16 protein-coding genes and 1 pseudogene are annotated in these 20,589 nt (G+C 62.2%); 6 read left to right on the forward strand and 11 right to left on the reverse strand.

The window, feature by feature from the left end; all coding sequences use genetic code 11:
* Positions 1-226, reverse strand: a 226-nt coding sequence (locus QOC89_RS06040; RefSeq protein WP_323044194.1) for an AAA family ATPase, incomplete at its 3' end; no start/stop codon positions are given.
* Positions 227-848: 622 nt separating this feature from the next.
* Positions 849-1,256, reverse strand: a complete 408-nt coding sequence (locus QOC89_RS06045; protein WP_323044195.1) for an RcnB family protein — start codon at positions 1,254-1,256, stop codon at positions 849-851.
* A gap of 666 nt (positions 1,257-1,922) precedes the next feature.
* Between QOC89_RS06045 and QOC89_RS06050 the strand changes: the two genes are divergently transcribed.
* The 6 genes and pseudogenes from QOC89_RS06050 (at position 1,923) to QOC89_RS06075 (ending at position 9,252) form a co-directional block, all read left to right on the forward strand.
* The gene (locus QOC89_RS06050; protein WP_323044196.1) at positions 1,923-2,768 is read left to right on the forward strand and encodes an alpha/beta hydrolase; all 846 of its coding nucleotides are present in this window, start codon (positions 1,923-1,925) and stop codon (positions 2,766-2,768) included.
* Between the two features lie 397 nt (positions 2,769-3,165).
* The gene (locus tag QOC89_RS06055; protein WP_323044197.1) at positions 3,166-3,822 is read left to right on the forward strand and encodes a peroxiredoxin; all 657 of its coding nucleotides are present in this window, start codon (positions 3,166-3,168) and stop codon (positions 3,820-3,822) included.
* A gap of 43 nt (positions 3,823-3,865) precedes the next feature.
* Entirely contained in the window at positions 3,866-4,936 is a 1,071-nt protein-coding gene (locus tag QOC89_RS06060; RefSeq protein ID WP_323044208.1) for a rhodanese-like domain-containing protein, read from the forward strand.
* A gap of 339 nt (positions 4,937-5,275) precedes the next feature.
* Entirely contained in the window at positions 5,276-7,591 is a 2,316-nt protein-coding gene (locus tag QOC89_RS06065; protein WP_323044198.1) for a sigma-54 dependent transcriptional regulator, read from the forward strand.
* A pseudogene (locus tag QOC89_RS06070) lies at positions 7,581-8,081 on the forward strand (DUF917 family protein); the annotation flags it as partial. The gene QOC89_RS06065 and the pseudogene QOC89_RS06070, both read left to right, overlap by 11 nt.
* Before the next feature lie 982 nt (positions 8,082-9,063).
* Positions 9,064-9,252, forward strand: coding sequence for a hypothetical protein (locus QOC89_RS06075; protein ID WP_323044199.1), 189 nt, complete (start codon positions 9,064-9,066; stop codon positions 9,250-9,252).
* A gap of 94 nt (positions 9,253-9,346) precedes the next feature.
* Here QOC89_RS06075 and QOC89_RS06080 read toward each other — a convergent pair whose 3' ends face one another.
* From QOC89_RS06080 to QOC89_RS06120, 9 genes are all read right to left on the reverse strand, one after another.
* Entirely contained in the window at positions 9,347-10,225 is an 879-nt protein-coding gene (locus tag QOC89_RS06080) for an ABC transporter permease (RefSeq protein ID WP_323044200.1), read from the reverse strand.
* Complete coding sequence (locus QOC89_RS06085; RefSeq protein ID WP_323044201.1) at positions 10,222-11,052, reverse strand: ABC transporter ATP-binding protein; 831 nt, start codon at positions 11,050-11,052, stop codon at positions 10,222-10,224. Before QOC89_RS06085 ends, QOC89_RS06080 begins: the two co-directional genes overlap by 4 nt.
* A gap of 70 nt (positions 11,053-11,122) precedes the next feature.
* Positions 11,123-12,166 (reverse strand): ABC transporter substrate-binding protein, encoded by a 1,044-nt coding sequence (locus tag QOC89_RS06090; RefSeq protein ID WP_323044202.1) that lies wholly within the window; start codon positions 12,164-12,166, stop codon positions 11,123-11,125.
* Positions 12,167-12,222: 56 nt separating this feature from the next.
* On the reverse strand, positions 12,223-13,131 hold the full coding sequence (locus tag QOC89_RS06095) for a TauD/TfdA dioxygenase family protein (protein WP_416340363.1): 909 nt from the start codon (positions 13,129-13,131) through the stop codon (positions 12,223-12,225).
* A gap of 457 nt (positions 13,132-13,588) precedes the next feature.
* Positions 13,589-14,578 (reverse strand): ABC transporter substrate-binding protein, encoded by a 990-nt coding sequence (locus tag QOC89_RS06100; protein ID WP_323044203.1) that lies wholly within the window; start codon positions 14,576-14,578, stop codon positions 13,589-13,591.
* Positions 14,579-14,688: 110 nt separating this feature from the next.
* A complete protein-coding gene (locus QOC89_RS06105) occupies positions 14,689-15,393 on the reverse strand; it encodes a class II aldolase/adducin family protein (RefSeq protein ID WP_323044204.1) in 705 nt (234 codons plus the stop codon).
* A gap of 81 nt (positions 15,394-15,474) precedes the next feature.
* Complete coding sequence (locus QOC89_RS06110) at positions 15,475-16,578, reverse strand: Bug family tripartite tricarboxylate transporter substrate binding protein (protein ID WP_323044205.1); 1,104 nt, start codon at positions 16,576-16,578, stop codon at positions 15,475-15,477.
* 88 nt (positions 16,579-16,666) lie between these two features.
* The gene (locus QOC89_RS06115) at positions 16,667-18,841 is read right to left on the reverse strand and encodes a tripartite tricarboxylate transporter permease (protein WP_323044206.1); all 2,175 of its coding nucleotides are present in this window, start codon (positions 18,839-18,841) and stop codon (positions 16,667-16,669) included.
* Between the two features lie 140 nt (positions 18,842-18,981).
* The gene (locus QOC89_RS06120) at positions 18,982-20,220 is read right to left on the reverse strand and encodes a Rieske 2Fe-2S domain-containing protein (protein ID WP_323044207.1); all 1,239 of its coding nucleotides are present in this window, start codon (positions 20,218-20,220) and stop codon (positions 18,982-18,984) included.
* Positions 20,221-20,589: the final 369 nt, after the last annotated feature.

The following is a 20,589-nucleotide window of genomic DNA, read 5'->3' on the forward strand; positions in this document are numbered from 1 at the left end:
AGCTGCGCCGCCCTGCAAACAACGCGGACTCCATACCACCCTCGGCCGCCAATTTTTTGGACAATTCCCCTGTAGCGGCCGCCTGCAGCAATTCAAGCGCACGATAAAGATTGGTCTTCCCGACCCCATTGGCGCCGGCAAAGACGTTGAGTTGGTCTACTGGCAAGTTGATGCGCTGCAGCGACCGGTATCCTTCAGCAAAAAAACCGATAACGGCCAATGACATATCAATCTCTCACACTAATAATAAATAATGTAGTGGCGCTGATCATTAACGGCGCTGCCGAAACCAAAGCAGTCCTTTTGATCCGTCCGACAGCGATAGAATACAGGTCATTACGCATTTTTCAATCCTTGATGTCGAATTAAAATACAACGCTGTATATGCGCCATCTTGGGTGCGTATGCCGACAGCTAGCCCGCCGTGAATGACAGACTCACTACGACAATTAGTGCCACATCCGACGAATATCTAATCCACGGATCGCGTTATATTACATGCGCATTACACGAGAATCACACCATGTGCATATATGTCGCACATAACGTGTTATTAGCCAATATGCCGCGGTCTCTAATGCGGTAATTTCTGAAGCGCAAATTGTGCTTTTTTATTGGCTGGGGCCACTGCCCGGTACGTAGGCCGCCGAGTAATAAAGGAAGGTTCACCCGCCTCTCTCCGGAGAACTGCGCGTAATCGAATCGCACGGCCTACCAGACATGAGTTTCCGCCGTCCGCGTTCCCGGAATCACAAGGTGCCCCAGCCGGACGGCGGGGGCGACCTATCAACCATCATTGAAACAATCGGTCCCGCAATCGATTTCAGTCCTGTGCCACGTCAAATCGCTCAATGCCCCGCGGAAAGCAGGACGTTCGCAATGACACCGGTCGCGATGGCGGCGAGTACATAATCGCCGTTCACTCCCACCCATTGATACCCGCGCGGCGGCGCTTGCAGGCCGTGCTCGTGCCAGTTGTCGACCGCGTAATTGCGATCCCGGTACTCTGTTGGGAGCCGCTCGCCCTTGTGCCAATCGTTGTGGGGAACGGGACCGCCGGGGCCGCCCATCGATGCGTCGCGCGGGCCTGAACCATGACCATGACCATGTCCTTGCTGCGCCCCGTGCGCCGGATTGGGTCCGTTATGCGACGGGTGGCCGCCGCCGTGATTGTTGTCGTGCGGCTGCGCGAACACCGTAGCGGATGAGGCGAGCAACGAACAGATCAAAAGCGGAGCGACGAGTGTCGACTTCATGGGTTTGCCTTCAGGCAAAGTGACAGGGTGACAGTTTGGCATTCGAGGATCTGTGAGCCTCGAAGCACGTGAAGCACCTGCTGCGCCTCGACGGCCCAACTACGCGACGTGATGTATCTATCATCGTTCGCAGCGCCCGCGCTGGCAAAAGATGTCAAAAGAAGGCGTGGTCGTCAGGACCATGCAGGGCAGCTTGAGCGTGCAAGCCGCATAGCCTACACCTCATGGCCCAAGAACTGACCCACGAGTTGACCCGCGTCATCCGCGGACTGTTGAGCAAACCACTGAAGGATCCGTTGCCGCGCCGGATGCAAGGCGCCGGCAGTCTGCAGCCAAAGCACGTACACGTATCGAGGTGGGAGAATGGTTTTGATCGAAAATCTTTGCGGATGGATTGCCCAGGCAGGCCTCGTTGCCTGCGCCTCGAAAACCGGTTGTGGTCGCAACTGAAGACCATCCACTAACACCACGTACGGGAAACGAAACCGCCACCGACGCGATACCGCTGGCGTCGAGGGCGCTGTCTCTTTTTCCATGCCTTTTGTCAGATTTGTCCGTTGTGGTGTTAGGCGGCCCCGAATACGCTGACGGTCGCAGACCGGATTTCAACCGAAGTGCCGGCATCTGCGGCCAGCTTCATCTTATCCACCTCAGAAAGGATTCGAAATGACAGCGAATACGGGAAGTTCCTATATCACGACCGCGGATGGAACCCGGATTTTCTACAAGGACTGGGGCACGGGTGAACCCCTCGTCTTTCATCATGGCTGGCCTCTTTCCGCCGACGATTGGGACGCCCAGATGATGTTTTTTCTCGCGCACGGATATCGCGTGATTGCTCACGATCGCCGTGGTCATGGCCGCTCGACCCAGACTGTGAACGGTCATGATATGGACACCTACGCCGCCGACGTCGCCGAACTCGTCCAGGCACTCGATCTCAGGAATGCGGTGCACATCGGTCACTCCACGGGCGGCGGCGAGGTGACGCGCTATGTTGCGCGGCACGGCACCGGCAACGGACGCGTCGCAAAAGCGGTACTCATCAGCGCGATTCCGCCGCTTTTCATCCAGTCGGAAAAGAACCCCGAGGGCGTTCCGAGAGCGGTGGTCGACGAGATCCGCAACGGCACGGCGAATCACCGGTCCCAGTTTTACAAGGACATCACGATTCCCTTCTATGGTTTCAACCGTCCCGGCGCGGTAGTTTCCGAAGGTATCCGCGAGAACTGGTGGCGGCAGGGCATGATGGGCGGCATCAAGGCCCAATATGACTGCATCAAGGTCCTCTCGGAAACCGAGTTCTACGACGATCTGGCGATCATCGATGTACCTGTTCTGGTGATGCACGGCGAGGACGATCAGATCTGCCCGTTCCCGACCACCGGCGCCCAATCCGTCAAGCTGTTGAAGCATGGGACGCTTAAATCCTACCCGGGATTGCCGCACGGCATGCCCACCACCCATGCCGAGCAGATCAACGCCGATCTGCTGGCGTTCATCAAGGCCTGATTGGCGTTTGCTGGCACTCCGTCGCATGACGCCTGGGCCCGTGTCCAGGCGTGAACCGTTGCCGGGATTCTTGTCGCGATGCCGGCTGAGGAGGCGATCGCCACAACGGCGCCGCCATGACGGTTTCGCCCTACAGTTTAGCTACGGCCAGGATCTTTTTTGTTCTACGCTGTATGAGCGACCCGCGGCGTGTCCGGATGTCCGTCCCGCCTCACGGCTGGATGGGAAGTCTCTGAATCTGCTGCGCCCGCAGACGGTCTTTCGGCGCGATACCGTGCAATCCGCCGGAGAGTGATCCCGAATCACGCCAATCGCCCGACTAAACAGCCACGCTCGGAGGACGTCACGCCGGCCGAGGCACGGGTACCTTGGTGCACGCGATCTATGGAGACTGATGATGTCGATTCGACTAGGAGAAGACGCTCCCGATTTCACTGCCGAAACCACCGAAGGCACGATCCGTTTTCACGAATGGATCGGCGACCATTGGGCGGTCCTGTTTTCGCATCCGAAAGACTTCACCCCTGTTTGCACCACCGAACTCGGCTACCTGGCCGGCCTCAAACCCGAATTCGATAAGCGCAACACGAAAATCATCGGGCTCAGCATCGATCCCGTCAGCGATCACCAGGAGTGGGTCAAGGATATCGCCGAGACCCAGGGCCACGAAGTCGGCTACCCGCTGATCGGCGACCCGGACCTGACGGTCGCGAAGCTCTACGACATGATTCACCCCGAGGCGAGCGGCGGCGGCCCGCGCACCGCGGTGGACAACGCGACCGTGCGCTCGGTGTTTCTCATCGGGCCGGACAAGAAGGTCAAAGCCATGCTCGTCTATCCGATGAGTGCCGGCCGCAATTTCGACGAAGTGATGCGGCTGCTCGATGCGCTGCAGCTCAACGCGAAACATGCGGTCGCGACGCCGGTCAACTGGAAACCGGGCGAAGACGTGATCATTCCCACCTCCGTTTCCAACGACGCCGCGATGCAAAAATACCCGCAGGGTTTCAAAACCGTGAAGCCGTACCTGCGGTACGTCGAGCAACCCAAGTAAGATCAAAGCGCTCGCAGGAGCGGGCCGCGGAGCAAAAATCGTGTTGATTTTCCGGCAGCTATTCGATCAGCAATCGTCAACTTATACGTATCTTCTCGCCGACAGTACGAGGCGAGAGGCGGTGCTGGTCGATCCGGTTTTCGAACAGGTGCGCCGGGATGCCGCCTTGATCGAAGAGCTTGGCTTGCATCTGCTCTACACCGTCGACACCCACGTCCACGCCGATCATGTGACCGGCGCCTGGATGCTGAATCGCCGCACAGGTAGCCGGATTGCGATTTCGGCCGCGAGCGGCGCCGAAGGCGCGGACCGCTATCTGAGCGACGGAGACCGGGTCGAATTCGGCACACGGTATCTGGCCGTACGCGCGACACCGGGTCATACCGATGGCTGCATCACACTCGTACTCGACAACGAGAGCATGGCGTTTACCGGCGACTGCCTGTTGATCAGAGGCACGGGCCGCACGGATTTTCAGCGCGGTGACGCGCACGCCATGTTTCGCGCGGTCCATAACCAGATTTTTACGCTGCCCGCCGCGTGCCTGCTTTACCCGGCTCACGACTATCGCGGTTTGACGGTGACCAGTGTCGACGAGGAACGGCGCTTCAATCCACGCCTTGGCGGCGAACTGTGCGAAAGCGATTTCACCGGATACATGACGAACCTGCGCCTGCCGCATCCGAAACAGATCGACGTCGCGGTGCCCGCGAATCTGAAATGCGGCTGGGCGGCCAGTTACCCCGCCCAGATGGCGGAGCCCGATTGGGCGCCACTGACGTGCAGCTTCGCGGGCATCTGGGAAATCAATCCTCAGTGGCTCGAGGAAAATCTGCGTGCGGTCGAGATCGTCGACGTGCGCGAGCCCGACGAGTTCAACGGGCCGCTGGGGCGCATTCCCGCCGCCACGCTCATGTCATTGGGCGAACTGGCCGGGCGTGCCGCCGAACTGACGAAGGAGCGCCCGATCGTGACCGTCTGCCGGGCCGGCGGACGCTCGGCACAAGCCACCATCATGCTGCGCCAGGCCGGCTTCGAGCGGGTGGCCAACCTTGCCGGCGGCATGCTCCGCTGGCGCGCGGAAGGCCGCGTGGTCGAGAACGGCAGCATGTGATACGCCCTTCCCTTACGCGGTAAGCCGCGACCGCCTGCAAATCCGTGTTATCGCAGCAACCCGTCAGCGCCCGTAAGCACCGTTTAGCGCCCGTTAGCCCGCAAGCGATGTATGGTGTCGCCGGACACTGCATTGGAATCCGCACATGCCCTGGCGCGAAGATTAATTTTGAAACGACAATAGCCGTAACAAGCCGTCATACTCTGTCTCTTCCAGTGGCGCACGGTCCCGGCAGTGCAAGCGGAAGAGCTCGCCAGAAACCAGATCGATGCATGACCGCCGTCTTTCGACGGCCATTTCCGCGTGCCCACGCGCGAATCATGTGGAGCGTACCTTGTAATGAGCTATACCCCTGTCGTTCCATTCACCCACGACAAGGCTGATTCGGGCGCCTTTGTGGGCGGCGCGCCCGCGTTTCGCCAACTGGTCCGCATGATCGATCGGGTCGCCCCTACCGAGCATCCATTGCTCATTTTCGGGCCGACCGGTTCGGGCAAGGAACTGGTCGCGCGCCGTGTGCACGCGCATAGCCTGCGCCAGGACCAGCCGTTCGTCGACGTCAACTGCGGCGCGATTCCGGAGAACCTCGTCGAAGCCGAATTGTTCGGTCACGTCAAAGGCGCGTTCACCGGCGCGGGCGAAAACCGCCAGGGACTTTTCCAGCAGGTCGGCAAGGGCACGCTGCTGCTCGATGAAATCGGCGAACTGCCGCTCGCGCTGCAGCCGAAACTGCTGCGCGTACTTGAAACGCGAACGTTCCGTCCGATTGGTTCGTCAACCAGCCTGCACTTTGAAGGGCGGGTGGTTGCCGCGACCCACCGCGACCTGCGCGAACTCGCGCGCGAAGGCCTTTTTCGCGAGGATCTGTTCTATCGGCTCGCGGTCTTCGTGCTTGCCGTCCCCGGACTCGAACAGCGTATCGAGGACATCCCCGCGCTGGTCTCCCACTTCGCGTCGCAGCATGGGCGCCGGCTCGAGTTTTCGCCGGCTGCCATCCGCCGGCTGAGCCAGCATGCGTGGCCAGGGCACATCCGGCAATTGCGCAATCTGATCAGCCAGCTGAGCGTGCTCGCCGAGAACACCTTCATCGACGTCGATTCGCTCGAACCGTTTCTCGCCAACGAAACCGGCGCGCCCGTGTCGCGCGCAACCCTCGCCGATATGCTGTTGCAACTCGAGGGCCGCGACAAGCTCGCCGCCGCCGAAGACCTGCTGATCGACCGCGCGCTCGAGCGGACCGGGCGCAACAAGAGCGCGGCGGCGACCCTGCTGGGCGTGGGCCGCAAAACCATCGAGCGGCGTCTGAAGTCGCGCGAGGAACATCACCAGGAAGCGCGCAAATGTCTCGATCATGCGAGCGCGCTGGTCGAGGAGTCGAAGTTCGCCGAAGCCATTCCGCAGTTGCGCCGCTGTCTCGAGCTACTCCAGACGTGCCACGAACAGGAGAGCGCGCGCCGTCTTCAGTTCGACGCCTTCCGCATGCTCGGCATGAGCTTGCGTAGCGTGCATGGCTGGCTGTACGCGGAAGCCACCGCCTGCTACGCCGCTGCGCTGGCGGTCGGTGAAGGCGTCTGCGCGCCCGCCGAAATCGCCGCGATCCAGTTCGGCGTCTGGACCACCCAGCTGACCACGCTGCAACTCAAGCAGGCGCGCGCGACCGCGCAGAACATGCTGGAGCGCGCGCAGAACGGCGGCGACCGGGTTTCGCTCGACGAAGCGCACATCGCGATGACCAACACCCTCTTCTGGCTCGGCGACAGCGAGGAAGCCCTCGCCTGTCTCGCGCGCGGCAACCTGCTTGGCGTGGCGCGCGACGACACCCGTACCGGCTCGCAAGGAATCGATCTGGCCAGTCTCGCGTTGACTTTCGAAGGACTCGCCGCCTACCAGATCGGCGCCTTCGCGCAAGCGCGGCGCGCCATGGAGATGTTGATCCTGCGCGCCTCCGGGCCGGGCGCGCACGCGTTCGCTCATGCCGTCAATCTGCAGGGCGCGGCCTGGCTCGCCTGCCTGTTCGAAGATATGGACCGGCTCGGGCACCTCGCGAGCGAACTCGAATCGGTGTCGATCGCGAACGGCTTCGCGTTCTATCGGGGCGTGGGCCAGGTCCTCCGCGCCTGCCACCTCAGTTCGCGCGGCCACTCCGACGAAGCGGAAACCGTCATGCTCGACGGCTACGATAACCACGTGATTTGCAACGGCGGCGCGCTGTTCTTTTCCTTCAAGGCGTGGCAACACGGCGAACTGCTGCTGCGCGCCGGCCGGGCGCAGAAGTGCGAGGCGATTCTCGCTGCCGCGATCGACGAGACGCTCGCGCGCCAGGAACGGGTCTACCTGGGCGAACTCCTCGTTACCCGGGCCCGCGCGCAGTGGGCGCTCGGCGACGTGAACGCCGCGGAACTGGGCTTGCGTACCGCGCTGTCCACCGCCCTCGCGTTCGGCTCGGTGCCGGCACGCGTGGACGCCGCGTGTTACCTCGCCGACCTGCTACGCTCCACCGGCCGCATCGCCGAAGCAATCGACACCCTTGAGCGCGGTTTGCGCTCGCTGACGGCGGACCCGACTAGTCGTTTCACCTGCGCCAAGGATTTGCTCGCCGAACTCCAGGACGCTTCTTTCAACCTCGACAGTAAAGGAATCGTAAATGGCCTATGAATTACGCCGGGAAGATCTGGAACCGCTGTTATTGGGAGCAGCGTTCTTCGGCAGCGGCGGCGGTGGCACGATCGAATCCGCGCGGCACCTGGCCGCGCATTTTATTGCCGGCGACTACTACCCGGCCGACACGGTCAAGGTCGTGTCCGTCGACGAAGCCACCGAAGGCGCCGCGGTCATGGTCGCCTATCTCGGCGCGCCTGAAGCGATCAACTCGGCACTTTATCCGCTCGGACCGGTGACGGCCGTGCAGAACGTCCAGACGCGGCTCGCTTCGCAATCCACCCGGCTCGCCTATGTGATGCCGCCGGAAAGCGGCGCGCTGGGCTTCACTGTGGCGGCGCTCGTGGCGGCGAAGCTCGGCCTTGCGGTCATCGACGCCGACGGCGCCGGCCGTGCCGTGCCTTCGCTGCCCATGCTCACCTTCGCGGCCGCCGAGATCGATCCACGTCCGGCGTTTCTCGTGAGCCAGGGCGGCCTGTGCTCCGAGCCGGGCGAACTGGTTTCAGCCGAAGTCGATACGAGCGGTGGTTTCGACGTCGGCAAGCCCATTCGGACGAACCAGCTCATCCACGGGCTGAAATTGGACAATTGGTCGAATTCGTCCAATTTCGGTGGAACCCGTGGACGAAATTGTCCAACGTTACCCATAGATTTGGCCGTTGTCCCGCGCCCACATGGCTATCTCAATTTGGCACGATCATTGCTTTTGTCAATCCGATAACGGCCACCGCCTGAAGAGAACAACCCGGATGGGCGGTAGCAGTGGCCAGAGCATGCAAAGAACTTGTCGAACATCGGGGAAGCAGAGAGACCAAAAAAGATCGCACGCTGCATGCGATGTGTTCGACGCACCGGCGTCTGGCTTCGTCCCGTTTGTTTCTGGATAGCCAGCGCCGCGAACCGAAGAGTCGCCATGAGTTGCCGCGATTCTTCGATTAGCGATCCGAACCATTGACGACGCGCCGATCGTCGCCAACGAAACAGCGAAACAACGAAAGCGAATCGTTGGTAACAGACTGAGAGAGGGCTGTGCTGCTGTTGTTGTAGCTGTGACTGTCGTGCGCGGGCACGTGGCGACGAATGCTTCCATAGAGGACATCGTTGCGACCCTTGACGCCGACAGGGCGGAATTCTTCTGGCTACGCACCAGACGAGCCGTTACGAGGTTCGGCCGCCGTTGCCTTCCTTCCGGGAACAGGCCACGGCGGCCCACCCTCTTTTAATTGGCAATGCGCCAACCGTGGTCAATCTACTGATCGTCCGCAGAGCATTCGAATAGTCTGACTGTGGCCTTCGTCCACCCGGCCTCCCCGGCAGATTTCTCTGGATCTCCTGGTAAGCGGTTTTTTTGCATTGCATAACCGCGCACATCCACTGCGCGGAAGAGAACCTGCTTGAGCAACCCTACGCGGCGTCAGATTGTTAGTGACGTCGCGAACGGACCAGACGGCCATCCACGGGGATCAACAATGCATCACCACATTTTCGAGAACGAACTCGTTCACCTTGAACGCGTGATCGCATGCGCGCCACAAAAACCTTTTCCGCCGACCTACTGGCGCGACCGCGTCGAACATCTCAAGACCAGTCCGCAAGCACCGCTGTATCGCTTGCGCATTGCCCGCCTGTCCCGCCTTGTCGCCGAACTGCACGAATGAGGGTCCCGCCGTAGCGTCTCCTCAAGCGCGCCGCCCATTCCGCCGGCCGGCGCCCGTGTATGCGGCGCATGAAATCGGCCGGAGCGCCGCTGAACTAATGCTGCACGCCCCAGCGCCGAACCGTCACGCGTTCGAGCGTGTCGAACACCAGATGTTCGATCAGCAAGCCGATCACGATCACCGCGGCCAGACCCGCGAACACGCGATCCGTGTATAGCTCGTTGCGATTCTGGAAGATGTACCAACCCAGCCCGCCACTCCCGGAACTCGCGCCAAACACGAGCTCCGCCGCGATCAGCGTGCGCCATGCAAACGCCCAGCCCACCCGCAGGCCCGCCAGAATCGCCGGCAACGCGGCAGGCACGAGAATCAGCAGCACATGGCGCATGCCGGTGAGTCCATAGTTGCGCCCCGTCATGCGCAGCGTCGCGGGAACCGATTGAAAACCGGAGTAAGTATTCAGCGCCAGCGGCCACAGCACCGAATGAACCAGCACGAACAGCAGGCTGCCGGTGCCGAGGCCGAACCAGAGCAGCGCGAGCGGCAACAGCGCGATGGAAGGCAACGGGTTGAACATCGCGGTCAGCATCGACAGGACATCGCGGCCCAGACGCGTCGATACGGCAAGCGAGGTCAGCACAAAAGCAAGCGCGGCGCCGAGCAGATAGCCGCGCAACAGCACGGACATCGACACGGCCGTTTTCTGCAGCAACTCGCCGGACCACACGCCTTGTACGAATGCACTGAAGGTCGCGCCGAACGTGGGCAGCAGCAGATCGTTGTCGATTATGCGCGCGGCGATTTCCCAGAGCGCGATCAACACCAGCGCGATCAGCGTCTTGCGCAACCAGCCTTGCGCGAACAGGCGCTTGCCGAGCGGCAGCGGCGCCTCGAGCACGAGTTCGCCGAGCGGTTCGAGCGGGCGCTCGTACTCCTCGCGAACCGGCGGCAGCAACGTAGCGGGAGAACTCATTGCACGACCTCCGTCTCATCGAACAACAGGTGATGAATCCGCGCGACGCTGCGCTGAAAATCGCTGCGCCCGAAACTGTCCTGCGAATACTGATGGCTGTTGAGCTCCGCGCGCACACGCCCGGGATGCGGCGACAACAACAGAATGCGGTTGCCGACCACCAGCGCTTCTTCGATTGAATGCGTGACGAACAGCAGCGTGAAGTTCACTTCCTCCCACAGCCGCAAAAGCTCTTCCTGCATCTTGCGGCGCGTGAGCGCATCGAGCGCGGCGAAAGGCTCGTCCATCAGCAGCACGCGCGGCTGCATCGCCAGCGCGCGGGCAATCGCCACGCGCTGCTTCATGCCGCCCGACAACGTATGCGGATAGGCGTTGGCAAAAGACGCAAGCCCCACCTTCTCCAGATAATGCAGCGCCCGTTCGTTGGCTTCCACACGCGAGAGCTTCTTCGCGACTCGCAGCGGGAAAGCGACGTTCTGCAACACCGTCTTCCACGGCGGCAACTGATCGAACTCCTGGAACACGACAATGCGATCCGCGCCGGGGCCTCGCACGGTTTGACCGTCGAGCGAGATGCTGCCGGAGGTCGGTTCGATAAAGCCGGCCACGGCTTTGAGCAGGGTCGACTTGCCGCAACCCGACGGTCCCAGCAGCACGAAACGGTCGCCACCGTAGACGTCGAAGCTCACGTCATGAGTCGCGCGAACGATCCGCTCGCGGGTGCGGTATTCGAGGTTGACGTGTTCGACCGCGAGCAGTTTCTGGCTCGTCGTCGGCGCGGCTTGCTCAGTGCGGTTCGGAAACAGCAAGGTAGGATTAGCCACCATCAGATCGCTCCTGGTAAGCGGGCCACCCGGGCCGATAAAGGTCCAACGAAGCGCGGATACGTATTCATGCTCAGCTTCCCGCCGCCGTTGCCGGGTCGTCGAAGAAGTAATCCTTCCACGACTTCGGTTCATTCCTGATCACGCCGACGCGATGCATGAACTGCGCGAGGCCAAACGTGTTTTGCGGTGCAACCTTGAACTGCACCTGCGGATCCTTGATGACCTTCAACAGCAGATTGCGGTCGATCTTCGACTGGTTCACGCGGATGTAGATATCGGCCGCGGCCTCGGGATTCGCCGTGACGAAACGCGCGGCGTCCGCCAGCGCGTCGACGAAAGCGCGATAGGTCTTCGGATTGTTGTCGCGGAATTTTTCCGTTGCATACAGCACGGTCGACGAACTCGGGCCGCCCAGCACGTCGTACGAATTCAGCACGATATGCGCCTTCGGATTGCCCGCGAGCTCCTGTTCCTGAAACGGCGGATTGCCGAAGTGCCCGGTGATTTCCGTGCCGCCCGCGATAATCGCCGCGGCCGCGTCCGGGTGCGGCAGCGCCTGCGTGAACTTGTCGAGGCGGTCGTAATCCTTGTCGCCCCAGCGCTTCGCCGCCGCGTATTGCAGCACGCGCGATTGCACCGACACGCTGACGGCCGGCAACGCGATACGGTCCTTCTCGGTGAAATCGGCGATCGTCTTGACGTTGGGATTGTTGCTGACGAGGTAATACGGCAGATTGCCGAGCGACGCCACGCCCTTCACGTTCTGCTTGCCATGCGTGCGGTCCCAGATCGTCAGCAAGGGACCGACGCCCGCGCCGGCAATATCCACCGCGCCGGAGAGCAGCGCGTCATTGACGGCGGAGCCGCCCGAGAGCTTCACCCAGTCGACCTTGATATCGAGCCCCTGCTTACGCCCTTCTTTCTCGACGAACTGCTGGTCGCGCGCCACGTTCAGCAGCAGATAGACCACACCGAACTGTTCGGCCACGCGAATCTGCCCTTCGGCATGCGCGGGCACGGCGGCGCCGAGGCCGGCCACACCCATCGACAGGCTTAGCAGCGTCGCGGTGAAACGGCGAGCGAAAGACGACCGCGGCGCGGTCGGGCGAAACATGGCGAGCCTTGGAACTCCGGTCAGCGTGTGAGGGTGTGAAGCGAGCAACGTTGCCGTCAGAACGGCACGTCGCCTTCAATGGTTGTGCGATACAGTTTGCGGCGCAGATGATCGGGCGTGCCGGCCGCAAGATGCATCAACGAGCGGTTGTCCCAGAACACCATGTCGTGTTCGGCCCACTGATGTCGATACAGATGTTCGGGGCGCACGCTATGCGCGAAAATTTCCTCGAGCAATTGCTTGCTCTCGTCTTCCGGCAAGCCGATCACACGCGTCGTGAAATGCTCGCTGACAAAGAGCGCGCGGCGTCCGGTCTCCGGATGCGTGCGTACAACCGGCTGCACCACGGGCTTCACCTGAGCGATCTGCTCGGCGGAGAGGTTCGGGCGCCACGGGCTGCGCTTTTGCAGCTCGGCGTATTTCGCGAGATAGGTGTGTTCCGCCGAACGCCCTTCGACGGCGGCGCGCAAATGCGCCGGCAACGTGTCCCACGCCAGGTGCATGTTGGCGAACAGCGTATCGCCGCCTTCCGCGGGCAGTTCCTGCGCGTGCAGCATCGAACCGAGACTCGGCTTCTCCTTGTACGAGAGGTCGGAATGCCAGAAATGGCCGGCGTCGCCGAGACCGATCGGCTGACCGTTCTCGACGATGTTCGAGACGACCAGCACCTCCGGATGGTTCGGCAACTGGAATTGATGCAACACGTGGATCTGCAACGGACCGAAGCGGCGGCTGAAGGCGATCTGCTGGTCCGGCGTGATGCGTTGATCGCGGAACACCAGCACGTGATGGTCCAGATGCGCGCGGTGAATGCGCGCGAAATCGTCCTGGCTCAGCGGCTGACTGAGATCGAGACCCAGCACTTCGGCGCCGACGGGGCCGTCGAACGCGCGAATCTCGATGCGCTGGGCCGGCTCGGCACGGCCAGCAGCGCTGGGGGCAGTGGATGCAAAGGCAATCGTCACGGGAAACTCTTCGTCGAATCTGGTCGGAGGACGCCGTCGAAGGCGCAGTCAGACGAATTTACCGGCGCGGGCGCGCGCCGACAACGAAGCAAATCCGATACACATATCTGCTGGAGTGATAAACCCGATGCTCTAACGCGCAGCGGGTTTTTGGGGCGGAAAAGGGGGCCCTAAAGGACTGACGATTCGACCCTGGTCGAGCATCGCGAGCGCCAGGTCACCATGCGGATCACCATGCGGATCACCATTCGGGTCGCCAGACGGGTTGTCGTGCGGCTCGGCAAGCGGGCTGCCGACAGGGTCAAGAATCGGGACTGTCATCAGCGAATCCGCTCGGGGTTGTCGTTGGCCAGGCGTTGGGTATGTGTTGACGTTTCGTCGGCCATGCACCGAACGACAGCGACAGCGCGGAGCGGGAGCGCAACCTTTGGCCCGTCCCAATCCGCGTGCCGAGTCTTCAGATCTTAGCCGTTTCGTAAGTCGCCGGATGGAAGATTTCCTCAACGGACAATAGCCGCTTCGACAGACCCTGCGAATGGTGATGGCGCAGGAATGTCTCGAGCGTATTGCGGTTGGCAGGCACGCCATACGGCCAGTGATCGTTGCCGAGCAACTCGCGTGCCGCCTTCAACTGCTCTTCGACGAACGGCAGCGTCACCTTCGTGGCCGACGTATCGGACAGCTTGTCGAGCGCGATCTGTTTCGATTGCTCGAACGCTTTCAGCACGGCGGCCGGCAGCCACGGATGCGCGTCGGCAAGTGTCTTGCGAATGCCGACCACGTGCATGATCGGAAACACCTGCGTGCGGCGGTAGTAGTCCTTCGCGGCCTCGGTCGGATCGGGGAACAGCCAGCCGACATTCGGGTTCTTGCCGGCGCACGCGGGCGGGCGCGGCGCCATGAACGCGTCGATGTCGCCGCGATCGAGCATCGCCGAAATCGTATCGTCCTCGGGCGCGGCTTCGAGACGGACATCGGGCGGCAATTGCAGCTTGATCTTCTCAGGCCGGCCCGGCTCGTCGATACCGCCGCGCACCCATGTGACGTCTTCCGGCTTCACGCCGAAATCGTCTTCGAGGATCGCGCGCGCCCACACGTTCGCGGTCAGTTGATATTCGGGCAGGCCGATCCGTTTGCCCTTCAGATCTTCCGGACGTTTGATCCGATCGGTGCGTACATAGATCGACGTATGACGGAACGCGCGCGACAGGAACACCGGCACCGCGATATACGGGCAGGTGCCTTCCGAGAACTTCACGGTATAGCTGGAGAACGACAGTTCGCTGATGTCGAACTCTTCGCTACGGAACGCGCGAAAGAACATTTCTTCGGGCGAGAGCGTCATGAAGACAGGATCGACGCCGTCCATCTGGACCTGGCCGGAGATGAGCGGTCGGGTGCGATCGTAGTCGCCGGTGGCAATGGAGAGATTGAGTTTTCCGTTCATGATGGCTTGGTTGGCGGGTAAAAGAAGTGGGTAAATCACAGAGTAAAAAATGCAGTTCGGCGCAATACGGATCGCCCGCTGCGCCGGAAGTCAAAAAAGCGCCGCCCGCTTCAATGCACGAGCGTGCGATGAACCTTGCGCCGCAGGAATTCGAAGTTGACGGCGAACTGCTCGGGGCGCGTCACGGTCTCGTGCAGGCGCTTGATGTCTTCGTCCGAAAAGCCTTCGCCCACGCCGCCCGCCGCCTGCGTCAGCAGCTGGATCTGGCAGGCGTTTTCGAGCAGCAACGCGAGCACGACTGACTCTTCGATCGAACGCCCCGTGACGGCAACACCGTGATTGCGCATCAGCACCGCCTTGCATGCCCCGAGCGCACGCGCGACACCGGAGCCCATGTCCTGCGTGCGGATCAGATTCATCGTGTCGGTGTAGTAAGGCACGCCGTCGGCGAAATGGCAGCTCGGCTGACTGATCATCCTGAGCGGCTGGCCGGTCGCGGACAGCGCGACCGCATGCGTGGGATGCGAATGGATCACGCTCATCACGTCGGGACGCGCCCTGAAAATCTCCGAATGAATGAACACCTCGCTATGACGCCGCCCCGCGCCGCCCACTTTCTCACCGTCGAGATTGCACACGACGATGTTCTCCGCGGTGATCTCGTCGAAACCGTGGCTATGCGGTTTCATGAAGAAGTGAGCGGGGTCGCCCGGTACGCGGATCGACACGTGGCCGCGCGTCAGGTCGCCCTGGCCCTCGGCTTCGAGAATACGGCCGGCGTCGATCAGTTTCTGTTTGGCTTCGTCTGCGTTCATGGTGTGCTTGCGCCTTTTCAAGGAAGGTGGCGGCCTCGTCGCTTACCGATCGATTACCGATCGACGGGCGCCGCCGGGAGATCAGAATCGCCCGCCCACTGCGGCCTTGGCTTTCGACAGCAGCGCCGGCGGGGTCTTGTAGAGTTCGTCGAGCAACTGGTCGATCCGCTCGGGCGGCACGGGCCGCACTTCGAGACCGAGGCTCTTTGCTTCGGCAAGGAACGCGGGGTCTTTCATGGTCTGGGCGAACGCGGCGCGCAACGCGGCTGCCCGTTCAGGCGGCAAACCCGGGGGCGCTGCGAACGGACGGGCGAACGCCTGGCTCGCCACGATCACCTTCAGCACCTGACGGGTTTCGTCGTTCGGCGCGAGGTCGATCAGGAGCGGCACGTTCGGCAGATCAGGATGCTTTTCGAGCGCCACCTGCACGAGGATGTTGATCTTCTTGTCCTTGATCCAGTCAGGATGACGAACCAGAATCGTGCTCCAAGAGGTGCCGCATTCGCCGTCGATCTCGCCACGCTCCATCGCAAGCGCGGTTTCGTTGCTGCCGGGATAGCCCGTCACCAGCTGGATTTTCGCGTTGAATAGCGTCTTGATCGTCGAGGCCATCACGTCGGGATCGGAGCCGGCGCCCTGCCCGCCCATGCGTGAATCTTTCGTGATCAGGTCCTGAAACGTCTTGATCTTCGAGGTCTTCCACGTGAGGCACAGACTCACGTCGTTATTGATGCTGCCGAGCCATGTCAGCTTGCGCGCATCGAAATTCGCTTCGCCCAGCAGCGGCTCCTCCGGCATCGTGCGGCCGAAGGTGCCGAACGTGGAGCCGTCTTTCGGCGCCACGCTATACAGGTAGTTGATCGCCTTCAGGCTGCCGGCGCCGGGCATGCTCTGCGGCGTGATCGTCGGCTTGCCCGGCAGATAGTTGCCGATGTATTTGGCCAGCAAGCGCGCGTACATGTCGTAGCCGCCGCCGACCGAATAGCCGATCGTCATATTCACGGTGCGGCCGCTATAGAAACTCTGCGCGGATTCCGCCGCGTAGCCGCTGGCCGGTAAGTAACAGGCGGCCGACAACAGCGCAAAAACGGCCGCACCTGCCGCGCGCAATTGACGGCGTGGCCAGCGTGAGCGTGAGCCGCGCTGCGATGGGGATCGAAACGACCGTGGCAGAAAAATCTTCATGGTGTGTCTCCGTCGATATCGGCCGATTTCGCCGCGAATGCGCTGCGCCGGCACGGTTGTGTGAAGCTGGTTGGCATGCCCGGCCTGCTCATATCAGGCCGCCGAGGCCGCGCAGCGCCGGCACGAAATCGCCCAGCAACGACGGCGGCCACGGTGTCGCGAAGATCAGGTCGAACACGAGCCATAACGCCACCGTCATCGCAACCGATAACAGCAACGCATTGCGCCAGCGTTCGCCGAACTCGAAGTGCGCGAGCAGTAGCATCATCAGAAACAGCGCGGGCAAGAGGCCGATCAGATACGCCAGACCCAGGGCGCCGCCAATCGCAAGGAAGAAGCGAAAGCCGCGCGCGCGAACCGTCGACATCGGCAGCGTGGGGGCGCCGAAGCGATCGTCGTCGAGCACCGCTAGCGGACCCGGCGCGTCGGCGCACGCTGCCGCGGCCATGCGGCTCAACGCGAGCTCGTGGCGCGGCTCGACGGCCGGGCGCCGCGCCAACGGCTGGGCGTGCGTTTGCAGGACGGCGAGCGTCGCGGGTACGGCCGTCGCCGGCCTGAACTCGTGCGTCGGCGCGTCATGCGCGCTGACCTGATTGATCAGCACCAGACAGGAGAAGAACAGCGCGGCGCAGGCGGCGGTCATCGGCATCAGCTTCGCGCCGAAGGCCCAATCGGACGCGCTCCAGATGGCCGCGACCACCGCGACGATCAACGCAATCGTGAAAAGCGAGTGATGGTCGAGCCGTTTGATCCGGATATGCAGCCCCGCACCGAGCCGCCGCTGCTTGACGGCGCGGCGCAGTCCCTTGAGAGTCGGTCCGAGCACGACCCACAGCGCCGCGAGCAGCACGCCGATCACGATCGGCCGCGTGAACAGTTTGATGCCGTAAATCTCGCTGGAAATGAAGTAATAGCGCTCGAAGATACTGCCGAGCACGAGCCCGAGAATCAGCGGCGGCCGTGGCCAGTTCAACCGTTTCATCACCCAGCCGACGAAACCGAACAGCACCATCGAGCACAGATCGCCCCAACTCTGGCTCGCATTGAATGCGCCGAGAAAGATGATGCCGAGCACGAGCGGAATCAGGACGCCGACCCGCACCGTCGCGAGTCGGGAGAACAGGCCGCTGCCGAACAGGCAGATCACCGCGCCCATGATGTGCGAGATGGTGAGCGTCCAGATGATCGCGTAGGTCACGTCCAGATGCTTGGTCAGCATCTCCGGGCCGGGCGTGAAGCCATGCATGATGAAAGCGCTCAACAGCAAGGCCATCGACGCGCCGGCCGGCATGCCGAACGCGATCGTCGGAATCAGATGGCCGCCTTCCTTGGCGTTGTTCGAACTCTCGGACGCGATGACGCCGCGAATGTCGCCCTTGCCGAAGTTCTCGGTATTCTTCTCGGTGCGGATCGCATGGCCATAGGCCATCCAGTCGATCACCGCCGAGCCGAGGCCCGGCACCGCGCCCAGCAGCGCGCCAAGGCCGCTGCAACGCAACACCAGCCACCAGTTGCGCCCGGCGTCGCGCACCCCGTCCCACTGGCTGCTCGGCTTGCCGTGCACGGCGCCGTCGGCGCGCGAGATGCCGGTACGTTCGATCGCCATCTCGGCCAGTTCGGGCAGCGCGAAAATGCCGAGCGTGACCGGCACGAGCGGCAGGTGATCCCACAGGTAGAGCGAGCCGAAGGTCCAGCGCAACGTGCCGGTCTGCGGGTCCGAGCCGATCAGCGAAAGCATCAGTCCGAACGACGCCACCGCCAGCCCCTTGATCGGCGCCTTGCCGCTCAGCACCGCCACCATCGACAGACCGAAGATGCACAACGCCAGCAGTTCCGCCGAGCCGATATACAGCACGACAATGCGCAACACGGGAATCGTCACGGCCAGCAGCAGCGCGCCGAACACGCCGCCCGCGAGCGACGACGCATAGCCCGCGCCGAACGCGCGCCGCGCCTCGCCGCGGCGCGCCAGCGGATGTCCATCGAGCACGGTCGCGGCCGCCCCCACCGTGCCCGGCACGCCGAACAGCACCGCGGGGATGAAGTCGGAAACCGTCGTCACCGCGGCCATGCCGAGCAGCAGCGCGAACGCGGTATAGCCGTCGAGGTGATAGGTAAACGGAATCAGCAGTGCCAGCCCGACGATCCCGCCGAGACCCGGCACGACACCCAGGGCGAGTCCGAGAACCACGCCGCCCAGCATGATCGCGAGGCGCAGCGGATCGAGGATCATCGTCAGCGCATGAAACGCGGCCGCACCCATCAGCCCACCCTTCTGTCAGTCAGATTGCGCGCCACCAAGCCACGTTTCGTATCCACGGGTTGTCTCCGGTTCGCGTCCGTTGGGGCTCGTTGGGTCCTCGGACTGTATTGGGGGGATTGCGTCCGCGCGTGCTACTCGTGCTACTCGTAAATCGCCACGAGCTCGTCGGCAATCGGCGAATACTTCGCGTGCGTGCGCAGCATGAAGCTCGCGAAGCCGTCGCTGTTGTGATGTTTCTTGCGCTCGTTGGGCAGATCGATGCGCTCGTTACGCGACACATCGCGCACGATCCCCATCGGATCCTCGCCCTGCTCGACCTTTTTCAGTTCCCGGCGCAGCACGCGCCGATAGAGCGCGACACCCTGGTCGGTCGCGCCGAGATTCTCACGCGTGCGATCGGCCACCGTGCCTTGCGTGATCCACGCCATCATGTCCTGACCGTCGACGTTATCGACGATGAATTCGCCGTGTTCGTCCCTGAACGGCACGTCGTACACGTGCACACGTTCCTGGAGATGTTTCGGCACCTCGGCGTCTCGCGGCGGGATATACGCGTTGTACCAAAGGTGCAGCGTCTGTTCGTCGTCGACCGGCACGCGGATCTGGAACGAGTAATAGCGCGACGCCTCGTCGCCGTTGCCCACCGCCAGCATGTTCGGAAACACGATCGGGTGACCGATGCGCCAGTCGTCGGAATCCTCGGAATGGCCGGCCAGCAGCCGATGTTTCGTGATGCCGAACTCGAACTCGTTGAACGCGATCTTTTCGTGCTTCGCGCTGATCGCCACCTTGATGCCTTCCTGTTCCTTCTGGAATTCATAGTGGTGACCATGCAGCCACTCGGTGTGAATCGGATCGAGCGAGTTCTCCATGATCTGCAGCCAGTTGATCGGCAACAGCGCGCGGCCCATCATCCGGATCGCGCCTGGCGCGATGAAGCCGTCGAAACGCGGCAACAGCGGGCGCGGTTCCGGGCCCATGTACGCGAACAGCAGACCGCCCAGTTCTTCGACCGGATAGGCGTCGGTGGCGACCTTGTCGCGAAACGCGCAGTTGTCCGGCTCGTTCGGCTGGCTCAGGCACTTGCCCTCCACGCTGAACTCCCAGCCGTGATACGGGCAGCGAATGCCCTCTTCGGTCGGGATGCCGTGAGCGAACGACGCCCGCCGATGCGGACATTGCTCCGCGATCAGCCCGAGTTGCCCCTGACGGTTCCTGAACAGCACCAGGTCTTCGCCGAGCAGGCGCACGCGTTTGGTCCAGCGATTCTCGAGTTCGACCGCGGCGCCGATCGGCTGCCAGTAGCGGCGCATCAGGTTACCCATTGGCGTGCCCGGTCCAACTCGCGTTAAGGTCTCGTTCTGTTCAGCCGTCAGCATGGTTTTTGCGTCCCCAGGTTTTCAATGACGTCGGTTGATGGCTCGACGGCGCGCCTGTCCGGTCCTGATCCGCGATGAAGCGCGCCGGTTGACACGTCCGCTTTCCAGATCATCTTATACTTAGTCATCTAAGTTTAAATCATGGAAAACACTGATGCGGCCCGGAACGGGCTTCGACGATCCCTTGCAAAGTCCACTGGTAAAAGGTTTTACGGCTTAGAATACGGGCGTTTCACGAGCCGCCTCGCGGCTGCGGCTTGCTCGAAGGCCGGGACGTTGTTGACAACCCAAACTTAGTTGGCTAATTTAAAAAACGCATGGTCATACACATGCCACGACAAAGGTGAATGCATGAGCAAGAGTGAAAAA

The sequence above is a fragment of the Paraburkholderia sp. genome (assembly GCF_034668105.1).
GTDB lineage: Bacteria > Pseudomonadota > Gammaproteobacteria > Burkholderiales > Burkholderiaceae > Paraburkholderia.